The 23,905-nt window shown below is 56.3% G+C and carries 20 protein-coding genes; 15 read left to right on the top strand and 5 right to left on the bottom strand.

Annotated features, from left to right (window positions below; translation table 11 throughout):
* Positions 1–16 precede the first annotated feature (16 nt).
* The 13 genes from cdsA to AB3U87_RS08995 all read left to right on the top strand — a co-directional run bounded on the left by cdsA (position 17) and on the right by AB3U87_RS08995 (position 15,031).
* Positions 17–871, top strand: coding sequence for a phosphatidate cytidylyltransferase (cdsA, locus tag AB3U87_RS09055; RefSeq protein ID WP_301251362.1), 855 nt, complete (start codon positions 17–19; stop codon positions 869–871).
* An 8-nt stretch (positions 872–879) separates the two neighbouring features.
* Positions 880–2,229, top strand: coding sequence for a sigma E protease regulator RseP (gene rseP, locus AB3U87_RS09050; RefSeq protein WP_253455187.1), 1,350 nt, complete (start codon positions 880–882; stop codon positions 2,227–2,229).
* Positions 2,230–2,282: 53 nt separating this feature from the next.
* On the top strand, positions 2,283–4,685 hold the full coding sequence (gene bamA, locus AB3U87_RS09045; protein WP_253455186.1) for an outer membrane protein assembly factor BamA: 2,403 nt from the start codon (positions 2,283–2,285) through the stop codon (positions 4,683–4,685).
* Between the two features lie 160 nt (positions 4,686–4,845).
* On the top strand, positions 4,846–5,343 hold the full coding sequence (skp, locus tag AB3U87_RS09040) for a molecular chaperone Skp (RefSeq protein ID WP_125289099.1): 498 nt from the start codon (positions 4,846–4,848) through the stop codon (positions 5,341–5,343).
* A 3-nt stretch (positions 5,344–5,346) separates the two neighbouring features.
* Positions 5,347–6,369, top strand: a complete 1,023-nt coding sequence (gene lpxD, locus AB3U87_RS09035; protein WP_301251359.1) for a UDP-3-O-(3-hydroxymyristoyl)glucosamine N-acyltransferase — start codon at positions 5,347–5,349, stop codon at positions 6,367–6,369.
* Between the two features lie 171 nt (positions 6,370–6,540).
* Positions 6,541–6,996 carry a 3-hydroxyacyl-ACP dehydratase FabZ gene (fabZ, locus tag AB3U87_RS09030; protein ID WP_024965665.1) on the top strand — a complete coding sequence of 152 codons (456 nt, stop codon included), beginning with the start codon at positions 6,541–6,543 and terminating at the stop codon, positions 6,994–6,996.
* Between the two features lie 3 nt (positions 6,997–6,999).
* Complete coding sequence (gene lpxA / locus AB3U87_RS09025; RefSeq protein WP_253455184.1) at positions 7,000–7,788, top strand: acyl-ACP--UDP-N-acetylglucosamine O-acyltransferase; 789 nt, start codon at positions 7,000–7,002, stop codon at positions 7,786–7,788.
* Between the two features lie 3 nt (positions 7,789–7,791).
* Positions 7,792–8,931: a lipid-A-disaccharide synthase gene (gene lpxB, locus AB3U87_RS09020; RefSeq protein WP_253455183.1), complete on the top strand. Its 1,140-nt coding sequence runs from the start codon at positions 7,792–7,794 to the stop codon at positions 8,929–8,931.
* Positions 8,931–9,542, top strand: a complete 612-nt coding sequence (gene rnhB, locus AB3U87_RS09015) for a ribonuclease HII (RefSeq protein ID WP_253455182.1) — start codon at positions 8,931–8,933, stop codon at positions 9,540–9,542. The genes lpxB and rnhB overlap by 1 nt, the downstream gene beginning before the upstream one ends.
* A gap of 22 nt (positions 9,543–9,564) precedes the next feature.
* Complete coding sequence (dnaE, locus tag AB3U87_RS09010; RefSeq protein WP_253455181.1) at positions 9,565–13,047, top strand: DNA polymerase III subunit alpha; 3,483 nt, start codon at positions 9,565–9,567, stop codon at positions 13,045–13,047.
* 12 nt (positions 13,048–13,059) lie between these two features.
* Positions 13,060–14,019 carry an acetyl-CoA carboxylase carboxyl transferase subunit alpha gene (gene accA / locus AB3U87_RS09005; RefSeq protein WP_125289105.1) on the top strand — a complete coding sequence of 320 codons (960 nt, stop codon included), beginning with the start codon at positions 13,060–13,062 and terminating at the stop codon, positions 14,017–14,019.
* Between the two features lie 363 nt (positions 14,020–14,382).
* Complete coding sequence (locus AB3U87_RS09000; RefSeq protein WP_253455180.1) at positions 14,383–14,559, top strand: hypothetical protein; 177 nt, start codon at positions 14,383–14,385, stop codon at positions 14,557–14,559.
* Positions 14,560–14,590: 31 nt separating this feature from the next.
* The gene (locus tag AB3U87_RS08995; RefSeq protein ID WP_253455179.1) at positions 14,591–15,031 is read left to right on the top strand and encodes a hypothetical protein; all 441 of its coding nucleotides are present in this window, start codon (positions 14,591–14,593) and stop codon (positions 15,029–15,031) included.
* A 255-nt stretch (positions 15,032–15,286) separates the two neighbouring features.
* Here AB3U87_RS08995 and mtnA read toward each other — a convergent pair whose 3' ends face one another.
* Positions 15,287–16,312 carry an S-methyl-5-thioribose-1-phosphate isomerase gene (gene mtnA, locus AB3U87_RS08990; RefSeq protein WP_253455178.1) on the bottom strand — a complete coding sequence of 342 codons (1,026 nt, stop codon included), beginning with the start codon at positions 16,310–16,312 and terminating at the stop codon, positions 15,287–15,289.
* A 124-nt stretch (positions 16,313–16,436) separates the two neighbouring features.
* Here mtnA and mtnK point away from each other — a divergent pair, with 124 nt between their 5' ends.
* Positions 16,437–17,636: an S-methyl-5-thioribose kinase gene (gene mtnK, locus AB3U87_RS08985; RefSeq protein ID WP_369895455.1), complete on the top strand. Its 1,200-nt coding sequence runs from the start codon at positions 16,437–16,439 to the stop codon at positions 17,634–17,636.
* 125 nt (positions 17,637–17,761) lie between these two features.
* Here mtnK and AB3U87_RS08980 read toward each other — a convergent pair whose 3' ends face one another.
* The gene (locus tag AB3U87_RS08980) at positions 17,762–18,244 is read right to left on the bottom strand and encodes a cold-shock protein (protein ID WP_125289108.1); all 483 of its coding nucleotides are present in this window, start codon (positions 18,242–18,244) and stop codon (positions 17,762–17,764) included.
* Positions 18,245–18,493: 249 nt separating this feature from the next.
* Here AB3U87_RS08980 and AB3U87_RS08975 point away from each other — a divergent pair, with 249 nt between their 5' ends.
* Positions 18,494–19,192 (top strand): RluA family pseudouridine synthase, encoded by a 699-nt coding sequence (locus AB3U87_RS08975; RefSeq protein WP_253455175.1) that lies wholly within the window; start codon positions 18,494–18,496, stop codon positions 19,190–19,192.
* A gap of 71 nt (positions 19,193–19,263) precedes the next feature.
* On the opposite strand, the gene AB3U87_RS08970 is transcribed toward AB3U87_RS08975, so the two are convergent.
* The 3 genes from AB3U87_RS08970 to fadE all read right to left on the bottom strand — a co-directional run bounded on the left by AB3U87_RS08970 (position 19,264) and on the right by fadE (position 23,757).
* Positions 19,264–19,803: a DUF2058 domain-containing protein gene (locus AB3U87_RS08970; protein WP_394148866.1), complete on the bottom strand. Its 540-nt coding sequence runs from the start codon at positions 19,801–19,803 to the stop codon at positions 19,264–19,266.
* Positions 19,804–19,951: 148 nt separating this feature from the next.
* Positions 19,952–21,049: a serine hydrolase domain-containing protein gene (locus AB3U87_RS08965; protein ID WP_394148865.1), complete on the bottom strand. Its 1,098-nt coding sequence runs from the start codon at positions 21,047–21,049 to the stop codon at positions 19,952–19,954.
* 215 nt (positions 21,050–21,264) lie between these two features.
* Positions 21,265–23,757, bottom strand: a complete 2,493-nt coding sequence (fadE, locus tag AB3U87_RS08960; RefSeq protein WP_394148864.1) for an acyl-CoA dehydrogenase FadE — start codon at positions 23,755–23,757, stop codon at positions 21,265–21,267.
* Positions 23,758–23,905: the final 148 nt, after the last annotated feature.

The following is a 23,905-nucleotide window of genomic DNA, read 5'->3' as shown; positions in this document are numbered from 1 at the left end:
GCACTGGGGGTAATCCTTGCTGAAGTCACGCCTGATTACCGCATTGATACTTATCCCGATTGTGATTGCGGCGCTGTTTCTGCTGCCGCCTGCCGGTTTTGCTATCGTCACGCTGGCTATCTGTATGCTGGCGGCGTGGGAGTGGGGTCAGTTCGCTGGCCTGGCCTCCAGCTCCCAGCGCGTCTGGCTCGCGGTTCTGTGCGGGCTGCTGCTGGCGTTCATGACGTTTACGCTGCCTGCTTACCATCCTGTGCATCTTCCCCTTATTGCGGGCTCGCTTTGGGCGGCGCTGGGCTGGTGGATAGTCGCGCTGGTGCTGGTGCTCACCTATCCTGCATCGGCATCGCTGTGGCGCGCTTCTCGTGTCTTACGCCTGCTGTTTGGTATTCTTACCATCGTGCCCTTTTTCTGGGGCATGGTGGCGCTGCGCCAGTACCATTACGACAGCGACCATTTTGCCGGCGCCTGGTGGCTGCTCTACGTGCTGTTTCTGGTATGGGGCGCGGATTCCGGGGCCTACATGTTTGGTCGTCTGTTCGGCAAACACAAGCTGGCGCCAAGAGTTTCGCCGGGGAAAACCTGGGAAGGGTTTTTTGGCGGCCTGGTCACTACGGGCATTATCGCCTGGCTGTTCGGGCTGTGGGCGCCGCTGAGCGTATCGCCTGTGACGCTGCTGACCTGCTCCATTGTCGCCACGCTGGCTTCCGTATTGGGCGATTTGACCGAGAGCATGTTCAAGCGCGAAGCGGGCATTAAAGACAGCGGACAGCTTATTCCAGGTCATGGTGGTATTCTGGATCGTATCGATAGCCTGACGGCGGCGGTGCCGGTATTCGCCTGCCTGCTGTTGCTGGCTTTCGGCACGCTATAAGGGACGTTATGTTGAGTATACTCTGGAGCCTTGGGGCCTTTATCGTTGCGCTGGGCATTCTGATCACCGTGCATGAATTTGGCCATTTCTGGGTGGCGCGCCGCTGCGGTGTCAAAGTCGAACGCTTTTCTGTCGGCTTTGGCAAGGCGCTGTGGCGACGTCGCGACAGCCAGGGCACCGAGTATGTTATCGCGCTGATCCCGCTGGGCGGCTATGTTAAAATGCTCGACGAACGCGTCGAAAGCGTGCCGCCGGAGCTTCGCCATCTCTCCTTTAATAATAAAACCGTCGCGCAGCGCGCCGCTATTATCAGCGCCGGCCCGCTGGCTAATTTCCTGTTTGCCATCTTTGCTTACTGGCTGGTTTTTATCATCGGCGTGCCTGGCGTACGGCCGGTTGTTGGTGAAATAGTGAGCGGTTCGCAGGCTGCCGAGGCGCAAATTGCGCCTGGAATGGAACTTAAGGCCGTTGACGGTATCGAAACGCCTGACTGGGAAGCTGTGCGGATGGCGCTGGTAGCGAAAATTGGCGACCAGCAGACTACGCTCAGCGTGGCGCCTTTCGGCACCAGCCAGGTTCAGGATGTCCGGCTTGATTTGCGTAACTGGCATTTCGCGCCTGACAGGGAGGATCCGGTCGCGTCGCTGGGCATTCATCCTCGCGGTCCGCAGGTTGAAACCGTGCTGGCAGAAATCCAATCCGGCTCCGCTGCGGCCAGAGCAGGTTTGCAAGCAGGCGACAGGATCGTTAAAGTCGGGGGTCAGCCGTTGGCGCAGTGGCAGCAGTTTGTCGCCGAGGTTCGCGATAATCCCGGCAGGCCGCTGGCGGTTGAAGTTGAGCGACAGGGTGCATCAGTGGCCCTGACGCTGACGCCGGATGTTAAGCCGGGCAACAAAGCGGAAGGGTTTGCGGGCGTGATCCCACGCATCGTTCCGCTGCCGGACGAATACAAAACGGTTCGCCAGTATGGGCCGTTTGCGGCCGTTGGCGAGGCCAGCGTCAAAACCTGGCAGCTGATGAAGCTGACGGTGACGATGCTGGGCAAGCTGATAGTTGGCGAAGTGAAGTTGAACAATCTCAGCGGGCCGATTTCTATCGCCCAGGGTGCTGGGATGTCGGCGGAATATGGCTTGATTTATTACCTGATGTTTCTTGCGCTAATCAGCGTGAATCTCGGGATTATCAATCTGTTCCCCTTGCCGGTATTAGATGGTGGACATTTGCTGTTTCTGGCGATCGAAAAGATCAAAGGTGGGCCGGTGTCTGAGCGAGTTCAGGACTTCAGTTATCGCATTGGCTCGGTTTTGCTGGTGCTGTTAATGGGGCTTGCACTATTCAATGATTTCTCGCGTCTCTGACAGGGTCAAACCTGCCTGATGCGAGAACCAGTTAGGAAGAATGCATAACAACGATGGCGATGAAAAAGTTGCTCATAGCGTCGCTGCTGTTTAGCAGCGCCACCGTATACGCGGCAGACGGCTTCGTGGTGAAGGATATCCATTTCGAAGGCCTGCAGCGAGTCGCCGTCGGGGCGGCATTGCTCAGTATGCCTGTCCGCGTAGGAGATACCGTCTCCGATGATGATCTCAGTAATACCATCCGCGCCCTTTTTGCGACCGGGAACTTCGAAGATGTTCAGGTTCTGCGCGACGGCAATACGCTGATCGTTCAGGTGAAAGAGCGTCCGACCATTGCCAGCATCACCTTCTCCGGCAACAAAGCGGTGAAGGATGACATGCTCAAGCAGAACCTGGAAGCGTCCGGCGTGCGGGTGGGCGAAGCCCTGGACCGCACCACTATCTCGACTATCGAGAAAGGGCTGGAGGATTTCTACTACAGCGTCGGTAAATACAGCGCCAGCGTTAAGGCCGTTGTTACGCCGCTGCCGCGTAACCGCGTCGATCTGAAGCTGGTCTTTACCGAAGGCGTGTCTGCGAAAATTCAGCAGATCAACGTGGTCGGCAATAAAGCCTTCAGCTCGGACGAGCTGATCTCGCGCTTCCAGCTGCGTGATGAAGTGCCATGGTGGAACCTGGTCGGCGACCGTAAATATCAGAAGCAGAAACTGGCGGGCGACCTGGAAACCCTGCGCAGCTTCTATCTGGATCGTGGCTATGCGCGCTTTAATATCGACTCCACCCAGGTCAGCCTGACGCCGGATAAAAAAGGCATTTATATCACCATCAATATTAACGAAGGCGATCAGTACAAGCTTTCCGGCGTAGTGGTGAACGGCAGCATGGCGGGACACTCGGCGGAAGTTGAATCCCTGTCCAAAATTCAGCCGGGCGAACTCTATAACGGTGCCAAAGTCACCAAAATGGAAGACGACATCAAGAAGATGTTCGGTCGCTACGGCTATGCCTATCCGCGCGTGATGACGCAGCCGGAAATCAACGACGCGGATAAAACCGTGAAGCTGCACGTCAACGTGGATGCGGGCAACCGTTACTACGTGCGTAAAGTGCGTTTTGAAGGCAACGATACCTCGAAAGATTCCGTACTGCGTCGCGAAATGCGTCAGATGGAAGGCGCGTGGCTGGGTAGCGATCTGGTCGAGCAGGGCAAAGAGCGTCTGAATCGTACCGGCTACTTTGAAACGGTGGAAACCGATACGCAGCGCGTGCCTGGCGCACCCGATCAGGTAGACGTGGTCTACAAGGTCAAAGAGCGCAACACCGGTACCTTTAACTTCGGCGTGGGTTACGGTACGGAAAGCGGCGTCAGCTTCCAGGTCGGCGTTACGCAGGAAAACTGGCTGGGCACGGGTAATACCGTCGGCATCAGCGGCACCAAAAACGATTATCAGACCTATGCTGAATTCTCGCTGACCGATCCGTACTTTACGGTCGACGGCGTCAGCCTGGGCGGTCGTGTCTTCTATAACGACTTTAAAGCGGATGACGCGGATCTGTCTGACTATACCAACAGAAGCTATGGTCTGGACGGCACGCTGGGCTTCCCGGTTAACGAGAACAACACGCTGCGCGTGGGTCTGGGCTATGTCCATAACGACCTGTCCAACATGCAGCCGCAGATCGCCATGTTCCGTTATCTGCGCTCCGTGGATCAGAACCCGGATCTGAACAAAGACGCTGACTATTCCGCAGACGACTTCACGTTCAACTACGGCTGGACGTACAACACGCTGGATCGCGGCTTCTTCCCAACCTCGGGTAACCGTACCAACCTGAATGGTAAAATCACCATTCCAGGCTCGGACAACGCCTTCTATAAAGCGACGCTGGATACGCAGCAGTATCTGCCGCTGAATCAGGATCGTACCTGGGTGCTGTTGGGTCGTGGTCGTGTAGGCTATGGTGATGGACTGAGCGGCAAAGAACTGCCGTTCTACGAAAACTTCTATGCGGGTGGCTCAAGCACCGTACGTGGTTTCCGCTCCAACACCATTGGTCCGAAGGCGGCTTACTACAATAACAACTCCAGCACCTGCTCAACGGGAACGCTGTGTGATTCCAACGATGCGGTCGGCGGTAACGCGATGGCAACAGCCAGCGCCGAGCTGATCACGCCAACGCCGTTCCTTAGCGAGAAATATGCGAATTCCGTGCGTACCTCGCTGTTCGTCGATGCCGGTACCGTGTGGGATACCGCATGGGAAAATACCGCAGAAACGCGCGCGGCAGGCATTCCGGACTACAGCGAGCCGAGCAATATTCGTATGTCGGCCGGTCTGGCGCTGCAGTGGATGTCACCACTGGGGCCGCTGGTGTTCTCATACGCTCAGCCGTTCAAGAAATATGATGGTGATAAAGCCGAACAGTTCCAGTTTAATATCGGTAAAACCTGGTAAGCTGCTACGCTTTGCAAACTTTGAGAAAAGCGCTGTCTGACTTTTCTCAACGCTCGCGGTGTCATACCGCGAGTATCGCGCCGTTCACTGGCAGCCTCGCGCTGCCTTAACGCGCAACACATGTGTCCTGGACACAAACGTTGATGGTAAGGAGTTTATAGTGAAAAAGTTGTTGTGTGCCGCAGGCCTCTCTCTCGCTCTGGCGGTTTCCGCCGGCGCTCAGGCCGCTGACAAGATTGCAGTGGTAAACGTTTCCAGCATTTTCCAACAGTTACCGGCGCGTGCGACAGTTGCGAAACAGCTTGAAAATGAGTTTAAAGGCCGTGCGACTGAACTGCAGGGAATGGAACGCGATCTGCAAACCAAAATGCAGCGTCTGCAGCGTGACGGTTCTACCATGAAAGCAAGCGAGCGCAGCCGTCTGGAAAAAGACGTGATGGCGCAGCGTGAAACCTTCTCCAGCAAAGCCCAGGCTTTCGAGCAGGATAACCGTCGCCGTCAGGCAGAAGAGCGTAACAAAATCCTGAGCCGTATTCAGGATGCAGTGAAAAAAGTCGCGGCTGACGAAGGTTACGACGTCGTGGTCGATGCCAACGCCGTGGCTTACGCCAGCTCATCCAAAGACATCACTGCTGATGTTCTGAAACAGGTTAAATAATCAATGTCTTCAATTCGACTGGCTGATTTAGCCCAGCAGTTGGATGCAGATTTGCACGGAGATGGCGATATCGTCATCTCCGGCATTGCTTCTATGCAATCCGCCCAATCCGGTCAAATCACCTTTCTTTCCAACAGCCGCTATCGCGAACAGCTGGCAGCCTGTAAGGCTTCCGCCGTGGTGCTGCAGGCGGCGGACGTAGAATTTTGCCAGAGCGCCGCTCTGGTGGTGAAAGACCCCTACCTGACCTATGCGCGTATGGCGCAGATTCTGGACACCACGCCGCAGCCAGCGACGAATATTGCGCCAGGCGCAGTTATCGACGCTACGGCGAAGCTGGGTAAAAATGTTTCCGTCGGCGCGAACGCCGTTATCGAATCCGGCGTAGAGCTGGGCGATAACGTGGTGATTGGCGCCGGCTGCTTTATCGGTAAAAACACCCGTATTGGCGCGGGTACGCGCCTGTGGGCCAACGTTTCCGTCTATCACGAAGTACAGATCGGCGAAAATTGCCTGATCCAGTCCGGCACCGTTATTGGCGCGGACGGCTTTGGTTACGCGAACGATCGCGGCAACTGGGTGAAAATACCGCAGCTGGGTACGGTCATTATCGGCGATCGCGTTGAAATTGGCGCCTGTACCACTATCGATCGCGGCGCGTTGGATAACACTCAGATTGGGAATGGTGTTATCATTGACAACCAGTGCCAGATTGCACACAACGTGGTGATTGGCGACAATACCGCGGTAGCAGGCGGCGTAATCATGGCGGGCAGCCTGAAAATCGGCCGCTACTGCATGATTGGCGGCGCCAGCGTGATCAACGGCCACATGGAAATTTGTGACAAAGTGACGGTCACGGGGATGGGAATGGTTATGCGACCAATCACCCAACCTGGGGTATACTCGTCCGGGATCCCGCTGCAACCGAATAAAAACTGGCGTAAAACCGCCGCGCTGGTCATGAACATCGATGAGATGAGCAAGCGCTTAAAAGCTGTTGAGCGTAAAGTCAGCGCGGAATGAGCGTCTGGTTGTTGAACCGCCTTCACTATTCCGCTGCACCTTGTGGAATATAAAAAGAATGCTAAGCATGGAAGGCTGGTGCACGGAAACTGATTTGCGGCCTGCGGACGATGCTCTCGTTGCAGGCCGTGTTATTGATGCCATCAGAATTTTTAGGACAGGAAGAGTATTTTGACTACTGAAACTCATACTCTGAAAATTGAAGAGATTATTGAACTGCTGCCGCACCGCTATCCGTTTCTGCTGGTCGATCGCGTATTGGAATTTGAGGAACATAAGTTTCTGCGTGCGGTAAAAAACGTATCGGTCAACGAACCGTTTTTCCAGGGCCATTTCCCTGGTAAACCGATTTTTCCAGGCGTGCTGATTTTAGAAGCCATGGCGCAGGCGACCGGTATTCTGGCGTTTAAAAGCGTGGGCAAACTTGAGCCGGGCGAGCTGTACTATTTTGCCGGCATCGATGAAGCTCGCTTCAAGCGTCCGGTCGTACCGGGCGATCAGATGATTATGGAAGTCACCTTCGAGAAAACCCGCCGTGGTCTGACCCGCTTTAAAGGCGTGGCGACCGTTGACGGTAAAATTGTCTGCGAAGCAACCATGATGTGTGCGCGCAGCCGGGAGGCGTAATTCGTGATTGATGAAACTGCTGTTATCCACCCCAGTTCAGTGATTGAAGAGGGCGCCGTCATTGGCGCTCGCGTGCATATTGGCCCGTTTTGCTTTATAGGCGCTAACGTTGAGATTGGCGAAGGCACCGTGCTGAAATCGCACGTGGTGGTCAATGGGCATACGAAGATTGGTAAAGACAACACGATTTACCAGTTTGCGTCCATCGGCGAGGTCAACCAGGATCTGAAGTATGCTGGCGAACCGACCCGCGTGGAAGTTGGCGATCGCAACAGCATCCGCGAAAGCGTCACCATCCATCGCGGCACCTCGCAGGCGGACGGCCTGACCAAAGTCGGCAGCGATAACCTGCTGATGGTTAACGTGCACGTTGCGCACGACTGCGTAATTGGCGATCGCTGCATTCTCGCTAATAACGCTACGCTTGGCGGTCACGTCACCGTGGATGACTTTGCCATTATTGGCGGGATGACAGCCGTTCATCAATTCTGCATCATCGGCGCGCACGTGATGGTCGGCGGCTGTTCCGGCGTTGCCCAGGACGTTCCGCCTTTCGTGATCGCGCAGGGCAACCACGCCACGCCGTTCGGCATCAACCTGGTAGGCCTGCAGCGTCGCGGCTTCAGTAAAGAAGCACTGCACGCGATCCGCAACGCCTATAAGGTACTTTACCGCAGCGGTAAAACGCTGGACGAAGCGAAGCCGGAAATCGCCGACATCGCTCGCGAGCATCCTGAAGTGCAGCCGTTCTTCGATTTCTTCGCCCGTTCTACCCGGGGTTTGATCCGTTAAGCCATGCCTCAGCCATTAACGATAGCCCTCGTCGCCGGAGAAACCTCCGGCGATATTCTTGGTGCCGGTCTGATCCGTGCCCTGAAGAGCAAGCACCCGGATACGCGCTTTGTCGGCGTAGCCGGGCCGCTGATGCAGGCTGAAGGCTGCGAAGCCTGGTACGAGATGGAAGAGCTGGCGGTGATGGGCGTCGTGGAAGTGCTGGAACGCCTGCCGCGCCTGCTGAAGATCCGCCGCGATCTGACGCAGCGCTTCAGCGAGCTTAAACCGGATGTTTTTGTCGGCATTGATGCGCCGGACTTCAACATTACGCTGGAAGGGCGCCTGAAGCAGCGCGGGATCCGCACCATCCACTACGTTAGTCCGTCCGTATGGGCGTGGCGACAGAAGCGCGTCTTCAAAATTGGTCGCTCGACCGATCTGGTGCTGGCGTTTTTACCGTTTGAAAAAGCCTTTTACGATCGCTATAACGTTCCCTGTCGCTTTATTGGTCATACAATGGCCGATGCGATGCCGATCGAGCCGGACAAGCGCGCCGCGCGGCTGGAGCTGGGTATTGCGGAAGGGGTGCCCTGCCTGGCACTGCTGCCGGGCAGCCGCAATGCGGAAGTAGAAATGCTCAGCGCCGATTTTTTGCGCACTGCAGAGCTGCTGCGCGCCAAATGGCCCAATCTTGAAATCGTGGTGCCGCTGGTGAATCCACGGCGTCGCGAGCAGTTCGAAAAGATAAAAGCGGAAGTCGCGCCCGATTTGCCAATGCATCTGCTGGATGGCAAAGGCCGTCAGGCGATGATCGCCAGCGATGCGGCGCTGCTCGCTTCCGGCACGGCCGCGCTGGAGTGTATGCTGGCGAAATGCCCGATGGTGGTAGGCTACCGCATGAAGCCTTTTACCTTCTGGCTGGCGAAGCGCCTGGTGAAAACCGACTACGTCTCGCTGCCAAATCTGTTAGCCGGCCGCGAGCTGGTGAAAGAGCTGTTGCAGGATGAGTGCCAGCCGGCCCAGCTGGCGGCCGCGCTGGAACCGCTGCTGGCGCAGGGCGAAACCCGCGATCGCCTGCTGGCGACCTTTACCGAACTGCATCACCAAATTCGCTGGAATGCCGACGAGCAGGCCGCCGCCGCCGTACTGGAGCTGTGTTAATGAGTTTTATCTATCCCCAGGCCAGCCTGATTGCTGGCGTGGATGAAGTAGGCCGCGGCCCGTTAGTCGGCGCGGTCGTGACCGCTGCGGTTATCCTTGACCCGGCAAAACCGATCGTTGGCCTGGCCGACTCGAAGAAGCTGTCGGAAAAACGCCGTCTGGCGCTGTTCGATGAGATCAAAGAGAAGGCGTTAAGCTGGAGCCTGGGCCGCGCGGAACCGGAAGAAATCGACCAGCTGAATATTCTGCACGCCACCATGCTGGCGATGCAGCGCGCCGTGGCGGGCCTGGCGATCGTGCCGGATTTCGTGCTGATCGACGGCAACCGCTGTCCGGCGCTGCCGATGCCCGCGCAGGCGGTGGTCAAAGGCGACAGCCTGGTGGCGGAAATCAGCGCCGCGTCGATTATCGCCAAAGTGACGCGCGATAAAGAAATGGCAGAGCTGGATCTCCTGTTCCCGCAGTATGGCTTCGCCCAGCATAAGGGCTACCCAACGGCGCTGCATATGGAGCGGCTGGCGCTGCACGGCGCTACGCCACATCATCGCCGCAGCTTCGCGCCGGTGCGCAATGCGCTGCTGGATGCCGAAGTGCTCGCTGCGGCCCGATAACAAGTTTTCAGCAGGATTAAAGATGGCCGAACCTCGTTTTGTTCATTTACGCGTACACAGCGACTACTCCATGGTGGATGGATTAGCCAAGACTGCCCCGCTGGTGAAAAAAGCGGCGGCGATGGGTATGCCCGCCATAGCCATTACGGACTTCACCAACCTTTGCGGGCTGGTGAAGTTTTATGGCACGGCACACGGTCAGGGCATGAAGCCGATTATCGGCGCGGACTTTAACGTTGCCAGCGAGGCGATGGGCGAAGAGCTGTCGCAGCTGACCGTGCTGGCCGCGACCAATACCGGCTACCAGAATCTTACCCTGCTGATTTCACGCGCCTATCAGCGCGGCTATGGCGCGGCCGGCCCGACCATCGATCGCGACTGGCTGATTGAGCTGAACGAAGGCCTGATCCTGCTTTCCGGCGGTCGTCGGGGCGACGTTGGCAAAATGCAGCTGCGCGGCAACCAGACGCAGGTGGCCGAATGCCTGGCGTTCTACAAGCAATATTTCCCCAATCGTTACTATCTGGAGCTGATCCGCACCGGTCGACCTGACGAAGAGTCCTGGCTGCACGCCGCCGTTGAGCTGGCCACGGCCGAAGGTATTCCGGTTGTGGCGACCAATGAAGTCTGCTTCCTGGAAGAGGACGATTTTGACGCGCATGAAATCCGCGTAGCCATCCACGACGGCTTCACGCTGGACGATCCCAAACGGCCACGCCTCTACAGTCCTCAGCAATATTTGCGCAGCGTTGATGAGATGTGCGAGCTGTTCTCGGACATCCCGGAAGCGCTGGCGAACAGCGTGGAAATTGCTAAGCGTTGTAACGTGACTATTCGCCTGGGCGAATACTTCCTGCCGCAGTTCCCGACCGGCGATATGTCCACCGAAGATTTCCTGGTGATGAAATCGAAAGAGGGGCTGGAAGAGCGGCTGGAGTTTCTGTTCCCGGACCCGGAAGTGCGCGCGCAAAAAAGGCCGGCATATGACGAGCGCCTCGAAATCGAGCTGAACGTTATCAACCAGATGGGTTTCCCCGGCTACTTCCTGATCGTGATGGAGTTTATCCAGTGGTCGAAGGATAACAACGTGCCGGTCGGGCCGGGCCGTGGTTCCGGCGCCGGTTCGCTGGTGGCCTATGCGCTGAAAATCACCGACCTCGATCCGCTGGAATTCGACCTGCTGTTCGAACGCTTCCTTAACCCGGAACGTGTTTCCATGCCCGACTTTGACGTCGACTTCTGCATGGAAAAACGCGATCTGGTCATTGAGCACGTGGCCGAAATGTACGGCCGCAAGGCGGTTTCGCAGATTATCACCTTTGGTACGATGGCGGCGAAAGCGGTGATCCGCGACGTGGGCCGCGTGCTGGGGCATCCTTACGGCTTCGTCGATCGTATCTCTAAACTGGTGCCGCCCGATCCGGGCATGACGCTGGAAAAAGCTTTTGCGGCCGAGCCGCAGCTGCCGGAAATTTACGAGGCGGACGAGGAAGTCAAAGCGCTGATCGATATGGCGCGCAAGCTGGAAGGCGTCACGCGTAACGCCGGTAAACATGCGGGTGGCGTGGTGATTGCGCCTACGCAAATCACCGACTTTGCGCCGCTCTACTGCGACGAAAACGGCAACCATCCGGTTACCCAGTTCGACAAGAACGACGTGGAATACGCCGGTCTGGTGAAGTTTGACTTCCTGGGGCTGCGTACGCTGACCATTATCGACTGGGCGCTGGCGATGATTAACGCCCGTCGCAAGAAGCACGGCGAGCCGCCTGTCGATATCGCGGCGATTCCGCTTGATGACAAGAAAAGTTTCGATATGCTACAGCGCTCGGAAACCACGGCGGTGTTCCAGCTTGAATCGCGCGGCATGAAGGATCTGATCAAGCGTCTAAAGCCGGACTGCTTTGAAGATATGATCGCACTGGTGGCGCTGTTCCGCCCTGGCCCCCTTCAGTCGGGCATGGTAGATAACTTTATCGACCGTAAGCACGGGCGCGAAGCGATTTCCTATCCTGACATTCAGTGGCAGCATGAGTCGCTGAAGCCGGTGCTGGAACCGACCTATGGCATTATCCTGTATCAGGAACAGGTGATGCAGATTGCGCAGGTGCTGGCGGGCTACAGCCTCGGCGGCGCGGATATGCTGCGTCGTGCGATGGGTAAAAAGAACCCGGTCGAAATGGCCAAACAGCGCGGCGGCTTTGAAGACGGCGCGAAAGCGCGCGGCATCGACGGCGAGCTGGCGATAAAAATCTTCGACCTGGTGGAGAAGTTCGCCGGTTACGGCTTTAACAAGTCGCACTCCGCCGCTTACGCGCTGGTTTCCTACCAGACGCTGTGGCTGAAGGCGCACTATCCGGCCGAGTTTATGGCGGCGGTAATGACGGCCGATATGGATAACACCGAGAAGGTGGTTGGCCTGGTGGACGAATGCTGGCGGATGGGGCTGAAAGTCCTGCCGCCGGATATCAACGCCGGGCTGTATCCGTTCCACGTGAATGACGATGGCGAAATCGTTTATGGTATCGGCGCAATCAAAGGCGTGGGCGAAGGCCCGATCGAAGCGATTCTGGAAGCGCGTAATAAAGACGGCTACTTCCGGGAACTGTTCGATCTTTGCGCGCGCACCGATACCAAAAAGCTTAACCGGCGCGTGCTGGAAAAGCTGATTATGTCCGGCGCGTTCGACCGGCTTGGGCCACACCGTGCGGCCCTGATGAGCGCGCTGAACGATGCGCTGAAAGCGGCGGATCAACACGCCAAAGCCGAGGCCATTGGCCAGGCGGATATGTTCGGCGTGCTGGCCGATGAGCCGGAACAGATTGAAAAATCCTACGCCGACGTGACGCCGTGGCCAGAACAGGTCAGGCTGGATGGCGAAAGAGAAACCTTAGGGCTTTACTTAACCGGGCACCCGATTAATCAGTATCTGAAAGAGATCGAGCGCTACGTGGGAGGAATGCGCCTGAAAGACATGCACCCGACCGAACGTGGCAAAATGACCATGGCCGTCGGTCTGGTGGTGGCGGCTCGCGTAATGGTAACAAAACGCGGAAACCGTATCGGTATTTGTACGCTGGACGACCGATCCGGTCGTCTGGAAGTGATGTTATTCACCGATGCACTTGATAAGTTCCAGCATTTGCTGGAAAAAGACCGTATCCTGATCGTCAGCGGACAGGTCAGCTTCGATGACTTCAGCGGCGGGCTTAAAATGACCGCTCGCGATGTGATGGACATTGATGAAGCCCGTGAAAAATATGCTCGCGGGCTTGCTATCTCGCTGACGGACAGGCAAATTGATGACCAGCTTTTAAACCGTCTCCGCCAATCCCTGGAACCTTATCGTTCGGGGACTATTCCGGTTCATCTCTACTATCAGAGAGAGGATGCGCGGGCGAGGTTGCGCTTCGGCGCAGCGTGGCGCGTATCGCCCAGCGATCGTTTATTAAACGACCTGCGATCGCTGATCGGGTCGGAGCAGGTGGAACTGGAGTTTGACTAAAACAGGAATATTATGAGTCTTAATTACCTGGATTTCGAACAGCCAATCGCAGAACTTGAAGCGAAAATTGACTCGCTGAAGTCGGTTGGCCGTCAGGATGAAAAACTGGATATTAACCTGGATGAAGAGATCCAGCGTCTGCGCGAAAAAAGCGTCGAGCTGACCCGGAAAATCTTCTCCGATTTAGGTGCATGGCAGATCGCGCAGCTGGCGCGTCATCCTTTGCGTCCTTATACGCTGGACTATGTCCGTAATGTCTTTACCGATTTCGACGAGCTGGCTGGCGATCGCGCTTACGCGGACGACAAAGCTATCGTCGGCGGCATTGCTCGCCTGGAAGGCCGTCCGGTGATGATCATCGGTCATCAGAAAGGCCGTGAGACCAAAGAGAAGATCCGTCGTAACTTTGGCATGCCGGCGCCGGAAGGTTACCGTAAGGCGCTGCGCCTGATGGAAATGGCCGAGCGTTTTAATATGCCGATCGTGACCTTTATCGATACGCCGGGCGCTTATCCGGGCGTGGGCGCGGAAGAGCGCGGGCAGTCTGAGGCTATCGCGCGTAACCTGCGTGAGATGTCTGGCCTGACCGTTCCGGTTATCTGTACCGTTATCGGTGAGGGCGGCTCCGGCGGCGCGCTGGCGATTGGCGTTGGCGACAAAGTGAATATGCTGCAGTACAGCACCTACTCGGTGATTTCGCCGGAAGGCTGTGCGTCAATTCTGTGGAAAAGCGCGGATAAAGCGCCGCTGGCCGCAGAAGCTATGGGCATTATCGCTCCGCGTTTGAAAGAGCTGAAGCTGATCGATTCGGTGATCCCGGAGCCGCTGGGCGGCGCGCACCGCGATCCGCTGGCGATTGGCGCTTCGATGAAGGCACAGCTGCTGGCCGATTTGGCCGAGCTGGACGAGCTAAGCAAAGAAGAGCTGCTGGATCGTCGCTATCAGCGTCTGATGAGCTACGGCTACGCCTGATAGCTGTCCGATCGCGGAAAGAGCGGGTTCTGAACAATGCGTTGTCTGAGTTAAGGCAGCGGAGCGTTCAGGGCCCGCTTTTTTATTGGACGCAGCAAAGGGCCAGCGAGATTAACAGATTACGGGATGGCATTGCCGTAACAGCGGGTACAAAACTGGTTCAGGGCCGTACGAATTGAGCTCATCCCCCGAATGCTCGTAATCTGGACTGATTAACCTGGCTCGGGAAAACGTTAAAGTTTTGGAAGGCGCCTAGCATTATTGCTGACAGTTTCTCTTTGCCCGGAAGTGGTTAAAAGACGTACACTGGCGATGTCGTTAAAAAACACCATCGCAAAGCAATCTGGTGGAGTGGAGCATAGTATGCATGTTCAGGAACTAAAGCGTATGGCGCGTGAGGAAGAAGCGCATCAGTGTTGGGATAAAATAGGTAAGGCCATTCTTAACCGTGGTAAAACTACGCCTGGCAAGAGCGTCAGCTATAAACCAGGCATGACGGTAGAGGATTTTCTGTCTGCGGCTAATCGCAAGCAGCGGTAGTCACTATATCGATAACAAGTAAGGACGACTTGTGAAAATCCAGGCCACTCTTTCCGATGAGTTCAATCCTGGCAGTTTAGATGAGCCTTTTTCAACTGACTGGATATATCTGACTCCTGACGAACAAAGGACAATCGCCAGGTTTGCAATAGATATTGGTGAAGGCCGCGCTCTGAAAGGAAAGAATAAACCATCATGGGTCAACGATAATTATGAAAAAATCGCTGGTTCAGATGGCTATGAAGAGCAAAATTATTGGCACTATCACTGTGGCCCAACGTGGTATGAAGAAACCTTCAAAGGGCTGACTGTCGATTTAAGATTTAATCCAAACGGCATGGCTTCCGATGAATGCATTCACTATATAAAAAAAAGCGATACACAAATAACTATTATTGGCTATTCAAGGAGGCACATACCTTTCCTCGCTTCAGATTGGGGCGAAAATCCGTTTTTTTCCTGCGAGGAGTAAGCCGCAGATAATTAAAAGTTAACGGTACAGGTTGAAAAGCTTCAGCGCTGAGCGATTAACGGCTTCAATGTTGTATTATTTTCCTGTATGTGAAGCTGGGGCTGTATTTGGGTAATAAAGCCCTTTGTGTTAAGGGCAAGGTTCGTAAAAGAAAAGAGCCTCGCTTTAATAAAAGCGCTTTGAGTTGCACAACCTGGAAACGACAGATTTTGCAATCCAGCCACTTTTCATCGTACAGGCTCTTGTTTATGCCTCTCAATCCACCGCCTGAAAAACCCCTGCCTCAACCTGGGCTGGCGTGACTACGCCCGTATCCAGCACCCAGCCGCTTATCAGCGCCGCTGGCGTGACGTCAAAGGCCGGATTATAGACCTGCGCATCTTCCGGCGCCCATTGCACCTGGCCGAAACTGCCCGCCACGCCCGTGACTTCGCTGGCGGCTCGCTGTTCAATCGGGATGGCGTCCCCATTCGGGCAGTGCGCATCAAGCGTGGTGTGCGGTGCAGCCACGTAGAACGGAACATTATGGTAGTGCGCCAGCACCGCCAGGCTGTAGGTGCCAATCTTGTTCGCCACGTCGCCGTTGGCGGCAATACGATCCGCGCCAACCCAGATGGCATCGACCTGTTTTTTCGCCATCAGGCTGGCCGCCATGCTGTCGCAGATCAGACGATAGGGCACGCCCAGTTCGCCCAGCTCCCAGGCCGTCAGGCGGCCGCCCTGCAACAGTGGGCGCGTCTCATCTACCCAGACCTTTTCCACCCGGCCTTCCTGCCAGCCGCGCGCAATCACGCCCAGTGCGGTGCCGACGCCGGCCGTCGCCAGACCGCCGGTATTACAGTGGGTCAGCAGGCGGCTGCCGGGCTTGATTAGCTTCACGCCTGCCGCCGCAATGCTGTCACACAGCGCTTTATCTTCTGCTACCAGCCGCAGCGCCTCAAAAGTCAGCGCGGTGACAAAGTGCTCCTGAGCCAGCGCCAGTTTCATCCGATCCAGATTGTTCATCAGGTTAACGGCGGTAGGGCGGGAGGCGCGCAGCACTTCCAGCGCATCACTCAGCGCCGGTTTAGGCATACCGTTTTCCGCCAGCAGGGCCAGCAGCAGGCTGGCGGAAAGGCCGATCAGCGGCGCGCCGCGTACACGCAGCGTTTTAATATGTTCGACCAGCGCCGCCACATCGGGCGTGGGACACCAAATCTTCTTTTGCGGCAGCGCCTGCTGGTCAAGGATCCACAGCTGGTTGTCACGAACTTGTAAGCTGGTTGTGCTTAGTGTCTGCATGAAGGTTAAATCCTGGTTGCGTAGTCAGGCCATATTGTGCCAACATGCCTGACGGATGTATAGACGTCTGAACGGCTTGAGGTAAAGAAGGCAGCAGACAAGTTAAAACGTGGAGGGGGAGTTAATGTCGCAATACCGTACGTTCACCGCAGCTGATGCGGTGGAATATGCCCGTGAATTTGGCGGCATTGCCGACCCACAAAGCCTGGTCAGTTCGCAGGAAATTGGCGACGGTAATCTTAACCTTGTTTTTAAAATCTTCGATCGTGACGACGTCAGCCGCATCGTCGTTAAGCAGGCGCTCCCCTATGTCCGTTGCGTGGGGGAATCCTGGCCGTTGACGCTCGATCGCGCGCGCATTGAGGCAGAAGTGCTGCAAATCCACGGCCAGTTTTGTCCGGCGCATACGGTAAAAATTCTGCATTACGATCCGGCGCTGGCGGTAATGGTGATGGAAGATCTTTCCAGCCACGCTATCTGGCGCGGTGAGCAGGTGAAAGGCATTGATTATCCGCAGGCCGCCGCGCAGCTGGGCGAATATCTGGCGCAGACGCTGTTCCATACCTCCGACTTTTATCAGCATCCGTATCAGAAAAAAGCGGACGTTATCCGTTTTACCAACCCGGAGCTGTGCGATATCACCGAAGAGCTCTTCTTTAACGAGCCGTATGAAGTGCATGAGCGCAACGGCTATCCGCGCGCGCTGGAGTCGCTGGTCGCTCAGCTGCGTACCGATGACGAGCTGCGCCAGAAGGTTGCCGGGCTGAAGCATCGTTTTCTGTCGAATGCGGAAGCGCTGCTGCACGGCGATGTGCACAGCGGGTCGATCTTCGTCGCGGAAAACAGCCTGAAAGTGATCGATGCGGAATTTGGCTTTTACGGCCCGATGGGTTTTGACGTTGGCAGTGCATTAGGTAATTTACTAATCAACTACTGCGCGCTGCCCGGCCTGCTGGCGCCGCGTGAAGCGGCCGACGCGCGGGAAAAGCGCCTGGACGACGTGCGTACAACCTGGCAGAGCTTTGCCGAAGGTTTCCTGGCGCTGGCTGCCGAAAAAACGCGGGATCGCGCGCTGGCTTATCCGGGGTACGCCGCCGAATTTTTGGCAAAAGTCTGGCGCGATACGCTGGGCTACTGCGGCACAGAGCTGATCCGTCGTACCGTGGGCATGTCGCAGGTTGCCGATATCAAAACGATTCAGGATGAAGTGATGAAAGCGGAATGCGTCCGTCAGGCGATAACGCTGGGCAGAACGCTCATTCTGGCCGCCGACCATGTCGAAAACATTGATGCGCTGATAGCGCGAGTGCGCCAGAACGGCTGAGGCGTTACGCAAGGCGGTTTCGGCCCGATAAAATGGTGCCAACCCGCCAACCGCGCCCTGTACTGAACATTCGGGCCGGCCAGCGGGGCGGGGATCCCGCTAACGCTGCGGGATTTTGGCTTAATTTACATCTTGAGCAGTTTCACCGTCGCATCAATATCAATTTCATCTTCCGAGAAGATCAGCGTGGTGCCCTGGAAGGTGGTGATCGCCAGTTTTTTCAGCGTACGCATTTCTCCTGGCTTAACCGATGATTTCGGCCGGATGCTGCTCATCAATACGCCCACGGAAAGCACCGGATTTTCTTTATCAATACGGGCATCGACCGGCACTTCTTCGCTGAACACCACGTAATTTTTAATGGCGGTGAGCTTCAGGCGCTCGCCTGCAATATAGATGTATTTGCTTTCCGGGACGACTTTCACCGCATAGGCTGACAGCCCTTTGCTGTTGGTGGTAGGCTCGAAAGTTACCGCCGCATCTTTTTTAATCAGGTCTGGGTTGGCGACCTTAATCACATGAAAATAACGGTTATCGCCGTTTTCATCTTTGATAAATCCGAAGCCTTTATCTTTAAACCAGGTTGTGATCGTTCCGTTCATCGCCATTACCGCCTACTTAATCGATTATCTACTCAGTTTTTGCAGCGCGCAGTGTAAAGCACAATGCCCGCGCAGACTACGCCTTTACTTTAAGTCTGGACGATAATTTTCGGCTATGCGAGGCCGACAAAAGCGCGGCGAGGGTGAGGGAAGTATTGGCGTGACGGAGAGAAAGCTAAGCACGGGGCGCAGACAGATTCGTCAGCGGGCTGAAAATTCGTTATCATCCGCAGCCACTCTCCGTGCGGTAACCCGATGCCTGTGATCCCCGACACCTTTATTGCTCCGCCGTGCCATGACGAAATAGCTATCCTTTATCAGGACGAGTATCTGCTGCTGATCGCTAAACCCGCCGGGTTGCTGAGCCTCTCGGGGAAAAACCCGCAGAATCTGGATTCGGTGCATCATCGGCTGGTAAAGCTATTTCCCGGCTGCACCCTGGTTCACCGTCTGGATTTCGGCACTTCCGGGCTGATGGTGGTTGCGCGCACTAAGGCGATCAATGCCGCTCTTTGCCAGCAGTTCAGCCAGCGCGCCGTAACCAAGGTGTACAGCGCGCTGCTTTGTGGACATGCCGATGATGACGAAGGGGTGATAGACGCCGCGATTGCCAAAGATCCGGCGCTGTTCCCGCTGATGTCAATTTGCGCCACCCACGGCAAGCCCGCTCGCTCCGGCTATCGGGTCGTTGAGCGTTTTTATCATGAGCTGGAAAACGGAACGTCGCTGCCGCTGACGCGAGTACAGCTGACGCCGGAAACCGGGCGCACCCATCAACTCCGCATTCACTGCCAGCTGCTGGGCCACCCTATCTGGGGATGCGATCTTTATGGCGGACGCCTGCTGCCAGGCACCGAACGGACGCCGCGCATGATGCTGCACGCCAGCGAACTGCATTTCGTTCATCCCGTTAGCCAGCAGCGGATAGAAACCCGTCATGCCAGCCCGTTCTGAAAGCGACCCCGTCCGGAACTAACGCAAGAGCGGCTGGATGAGGTCAGATAACCCCAGGCCGCAGGCGTTTATTACCACATCAGATCGTCAGGCACTTTAAAGTCGGCATACGGATCTTCTTCATCCTGCTCTTCCTGACTCAGGGTGCTGTTTAATACGATGCTGCTCGCATCCCGCTGCGCAATTTTATCGGCTACGCTCGCGGGGATAATAGCGTACTGGTGCTCGCCGCCGTTATCACTCGTGAGACGAGCGATGGCGAGGCGACCGCTTGTCAGCTGCGCCTGAGTAAGCTTATCCACGGTAATTTTCTTAATAAGATTGTTATCCGTGAAGTTAAAATCAATATTGCCTCTTGCAACAACGATCCTGTTCATTTCAATCAGCTGCTTCACCTGAGCCCTATACTCTTTGGATAAAGCCGCCTGTTTCTGCTGCTCGTTTAGCTGCTTATCGCGCTCAAGCTGGGCTTTTTTATTTTCTTCCACGGCCGCTCTTGCCTCGCGAGCCTGAACCCGTGATTTTTTAGCCGTTCTCTGGACCTTATCCATTTTTTTGCTGGTCACTAATCCAGCTTTCAGCATCTGCTCTTGTAAGGTAAGTTTTGTCATTTTCGTTTCTGAGGCTGTTGAATAATTCAGGGATTATACCTGTAATTTTTAAGGCTGTACCGCGTTTCACCGTGCGGTATGGCATTGCCGGAGGGCGCTGGCATCGGCCTGGCGGGCCGGACGCCGCACCGCGCCAGACTTTAAGGGATTAATAATGCGCGGCGATTTGTCGGGCCAGGCTACCTGCCGCAGAGTTTTTAAAAAGTGCGCTTGCGCAGTCAGCCTCAGGGGCCGCATGCATTGAACCTACATTGGTGAGAAGGGCGACCGCACAGTTGGCTTTTTCATACCACCATACGCAGGCGCTGGCGCCGAGCACGTTGCCGCCATGTCCTGTAGCCGGCCCGCCATCGGTATTTATTCTGAATAAGCTTAACCCCATTTCTCCGCTATCGGCCGGCAGCCAGCGCTGCATTGCCGCCATGCTTTCAGGGTTGAGCAATTTTCCATTTTTCAGCGCCAGTATAAAAGTCATCACATCCTGTGCGGTAGAAACGATGCCGCCGGCAGCCCACTCAACGGACAGATTAACGGCGGAAACGTCCAGAAGATCGCCAGGCTCTGCCTTGAAATAAGCTGAGATCCCGGCATTTTTAATAAAATGCGCATCCAGCCTGTGAAATCTTTTCGCCAGGTTTTTCCTGCCTGAAGAAAACGACGTTTCAAGAAAGGTATTTTTTAGCCGCAACGGGCCGATGATTCTTTGGCGCAAGGCTTCTTCGAACGCGTGGGAGGTGACTTTTTCAATCAGTAAACCCAGTAACGTAAAGTTGCTGTTGGAATAGTGAAAGGCTTCTCCAGGCTGGCAGAGCGGGCTTTTCCCCCGGATAAAGTCCAGGTTTTCCTCCGGCAGCCATATCTTATCCGGTTTGACCTCCCGACCGCGCGCTGCATAAATCCATGCCTGCTGGTTTTCCCAGCTGGGTATCCCGGAATAATGTGCAAGCAGCTGCCTGACGGTAACGGTTTCTGCATTGGCGACGCCTGCCAGGCTCTCTTCCGCCAGCCAGTCTGCGAGGAAAGCGTCAAGCGTCAGGGAGCCTTCTTCAACCAGCTGCAGGATGATGACCGCTACAAAAACCTTGGTGATGCTGCCAATGCCAAACAGCGTTTCCGGCGTGGCCCTGAGGTGATTTTTAGCATCAGCGTAGCCCGCTGCCGCCTGCCATATTAGTTTATCGCCTTTGCCAATAGCCATAGCAAGGGCGGGAAAGGTCTTCTCTGCCCTTTGATCAAGCAAAGCCATTAATGCCGCTTCGGCTGGATACATGTTTCCTGTCCCTTTATCTGCTTCGTTTCGCCTTAATTTTAAACCGGGTTCAGGAAAGCAGGCGTGTAGCCGATCTGCACAAAGAGGGCCTGCTTGAGAAAGCGGAGGCGGTTAAGCCAAAAAGGGAACCGTTTCCGGTTCCCTTATTCCATTGCCGAGGCGGCTACCTTTCACGACGGCTGCCGGACAACTCAGGCGGCTTCCGTTTTGCGTTCAGTTTCTGCCTGCGGCTGGCTTTTCTCCGTCCGATCCCTATGCAGAGGATCATCTTGCTGCTTTACCGGCTGCGTTGCCAGTGCATCCGCCTCAAACTCGTCCACGTTAATGGAGCGCAGGCGACTGGCTTCGGCACGCGTCAGCACGGCGGCCTCTTCTTCCGTCAGCCATTTTTCCACCAGGCCTTTTTGCGCCAGCTTGTCCAGACGGGTAAAGGAGAGCGGCTTTTGCGCTTTCTTATTCAGCCTGTCATGGATAGCTTCCGCCGCTATCACGTCCGTTAATGCTTCTTCCAGCTGGCCTGCCGGGTTATTTTCGCCCGGCGTCAGATACTGGCCGCGCCCTAAGCGAGTACGTGTGGCTGAAGGCACTTGTAGAATACGCGCCAGCTGATGGTCAAGCCGGTCGGAAGGCGCGCGGCAGTGGCGGCCTAGCGGGAAGACGACAACCTGCAACAGACCCGCGACCAGCCGGTTCGGGAAGTTGCGCAGCAGATCCTCAATAGCGGTTTCGGCCTGGTTCAGCGCATCCTGCACGCCCCAGTGCACCAGCGGCAGATCGGCCTCGTTGCGGCCTTCGTCTTCATAACGCTTCAGCGTGGCGGAGGCGAGATAAAGCTGGCTGAGCACGTCGCCGAGGCGTGCAGAAATGCGTTCGCGGCGCTTCAGGCTGCCGCCCAGAACCGACATCGAAATATCAGAAAGCAGGGCCAGGTTGGCGCTTAAGCGGTTCAGATGCTGATAGTAACGGCGGGTTGCATCGCGGGTCGGCGTTTTACTGGTGCGGCCAGCGGTCAGCCCCAGCCACAGGCTGCGCAGATTATTGCTGGCGACGTGGCCGACATGGTGAAACAGCGCCTGGTCAAACGCGTGCAGGTTATGATCCTGGGCCGCCGCCATTTCCGCCAGGATATAGGGATGGCAACGGATTGCGCCCTGGCCGAAGATGATCATGCTGCGGGTCAGAATGTTCGCGCCCTCAACGGTAATGGCGATCGGCGCGCCCTGATAGGCTCGGGCCAGGAAATTGCTTTTGCCCAGCATAATGCCTTTACCGCCGGCGATATCCATCGCATCCATAATGGCGCGCTGACCGCGATGGGTGCAGTGATATTTTACGATGGCGGAGAGCACCGCCGGTTTCTCGCCCAGCATAATGCCGCTGGTGATCAGCGAGGCGGCCGCGTCCATCACATAAGCGTTTCCGGCGATGCGCGCCAGCGGCTCTTCGATCCCTTCCATCTTGCCGATAGGCAGACGGAACTGGCGACGGATATGGGCATAGGCACCAATAGCCAGCGCGATGCTTTTCAGGCTGCCGGTGGAGTTGGACGGCAGCGTGATGCCGCGTCCGACCGAGAGGCATTCCACCAGCATCCGCCAGCCCTGACCGGCCATCGCCGGCCCGCCGATAATATAGTCAATCGGCACGAAAATAGCGTCGCCGCGCGTCGGGCCGTTCTGGAAAGGTACGTTGAGCGGGAAGTGGCGCTTGCCGATTTCCACGCCCGGCGTCTGGGTAGGGATCAGCGCGCAGGTAATGCCCAGCTCTTCTTTTTCGCCCAGCAGATGGTCGGGATCGGAAAGCTTAAACGCCAGGCCCAGCACCGTGGCGACCGGTGCCAGCGTGATATAGCGCTTGTTCCAGGTCAGCCGCATACCCAGCACCTGCTGGCCCTGCCACTCGCCCCGGCACACCACGCCCACGTCCGGGATAGCGCCCGCGTCGGAGCCCGCTTCCGGGCTGGTCAGCGCAAAACAAGGGATCTCCTGGCCGCTAGCCAGCCGGGGCAGATAGTAATCTTTCTGCTCGTCGGTGCCGTAATGCTGCAACAGCTCGCCTGGGCCAAGCGAGTTAGGCACGCCAACGGTAATCGCCAGGATACCGGAAACGCCCGCCAGCTTTTGCAGCACGCGCGCCTGGGCATAGGCGGAGAACTCAAGGCCGCCGTACTCTTTTTTGATGATCATCGCGAAGAAACGCTGCTCTTTCAGATAAGCCCACAGCTCCGGCGGCAGGTCGGCCATCTCATGGGTTATCTGAAAATCATTAGCCAGTCGGCACGCTTCTTCTACCGGGCCATCCAGAAAAGCCTGCTCTTCCGGCGTCAGCCTTGGCTGCGGATAGTCATGCAGTTTGTTCCAGTCCGGCCGTCCGCGAAACAGATCGCCTTCCCACCAGGTAGTGCCGGCGTCGATCGCTTCTTTTTCCGTGCGCGACATCGGCGGCATCACTTTCTGGAAGGTCTTCAACATCGGTCTGGAAAAAAGCGCCTGCCGCAGCGGCAGCACGTTGAAGGGCAGCAGAATAATCGCTAACGGTACCAGCAGCCACGGCGTCCAGACGCCAGCCATCGCCCAGGCTGCCGTCCAGAGCAGCACGAGCAGGCTCGCCAGCCGCAGGTTAACACGGTGATAAAACAGCGCGCCAATGAGCAAAATTGTCGCCACGCAACTGAAAACCATCATAACCATCGCTCCGTAAGTTGTAAGAGGTCTGACCTGTTAGCTACAGATGTAATAGAGATGATTTTCTTTATCAATCTATTTACATGATAATTACAACCTGGCTCACAAAGCGCGACCGGCACAGGGCAAAGCGCCGCGTGAACGGGCA

The organism is Erwinia plantamica (assembly GCF_043420595.1).
GTDB classification, from domain to species: domain Bacteria; phylum Pseudomonadota; class Gammaproteobacteria; order Enterobacterales; family Enterobacteriaceae; genus Erwinia; species Erwinia aeris.
Note: the sequence above shows the minus strand (reverse complement) of the source record. Positions and strands in the feature narration are given on the sequence as shown.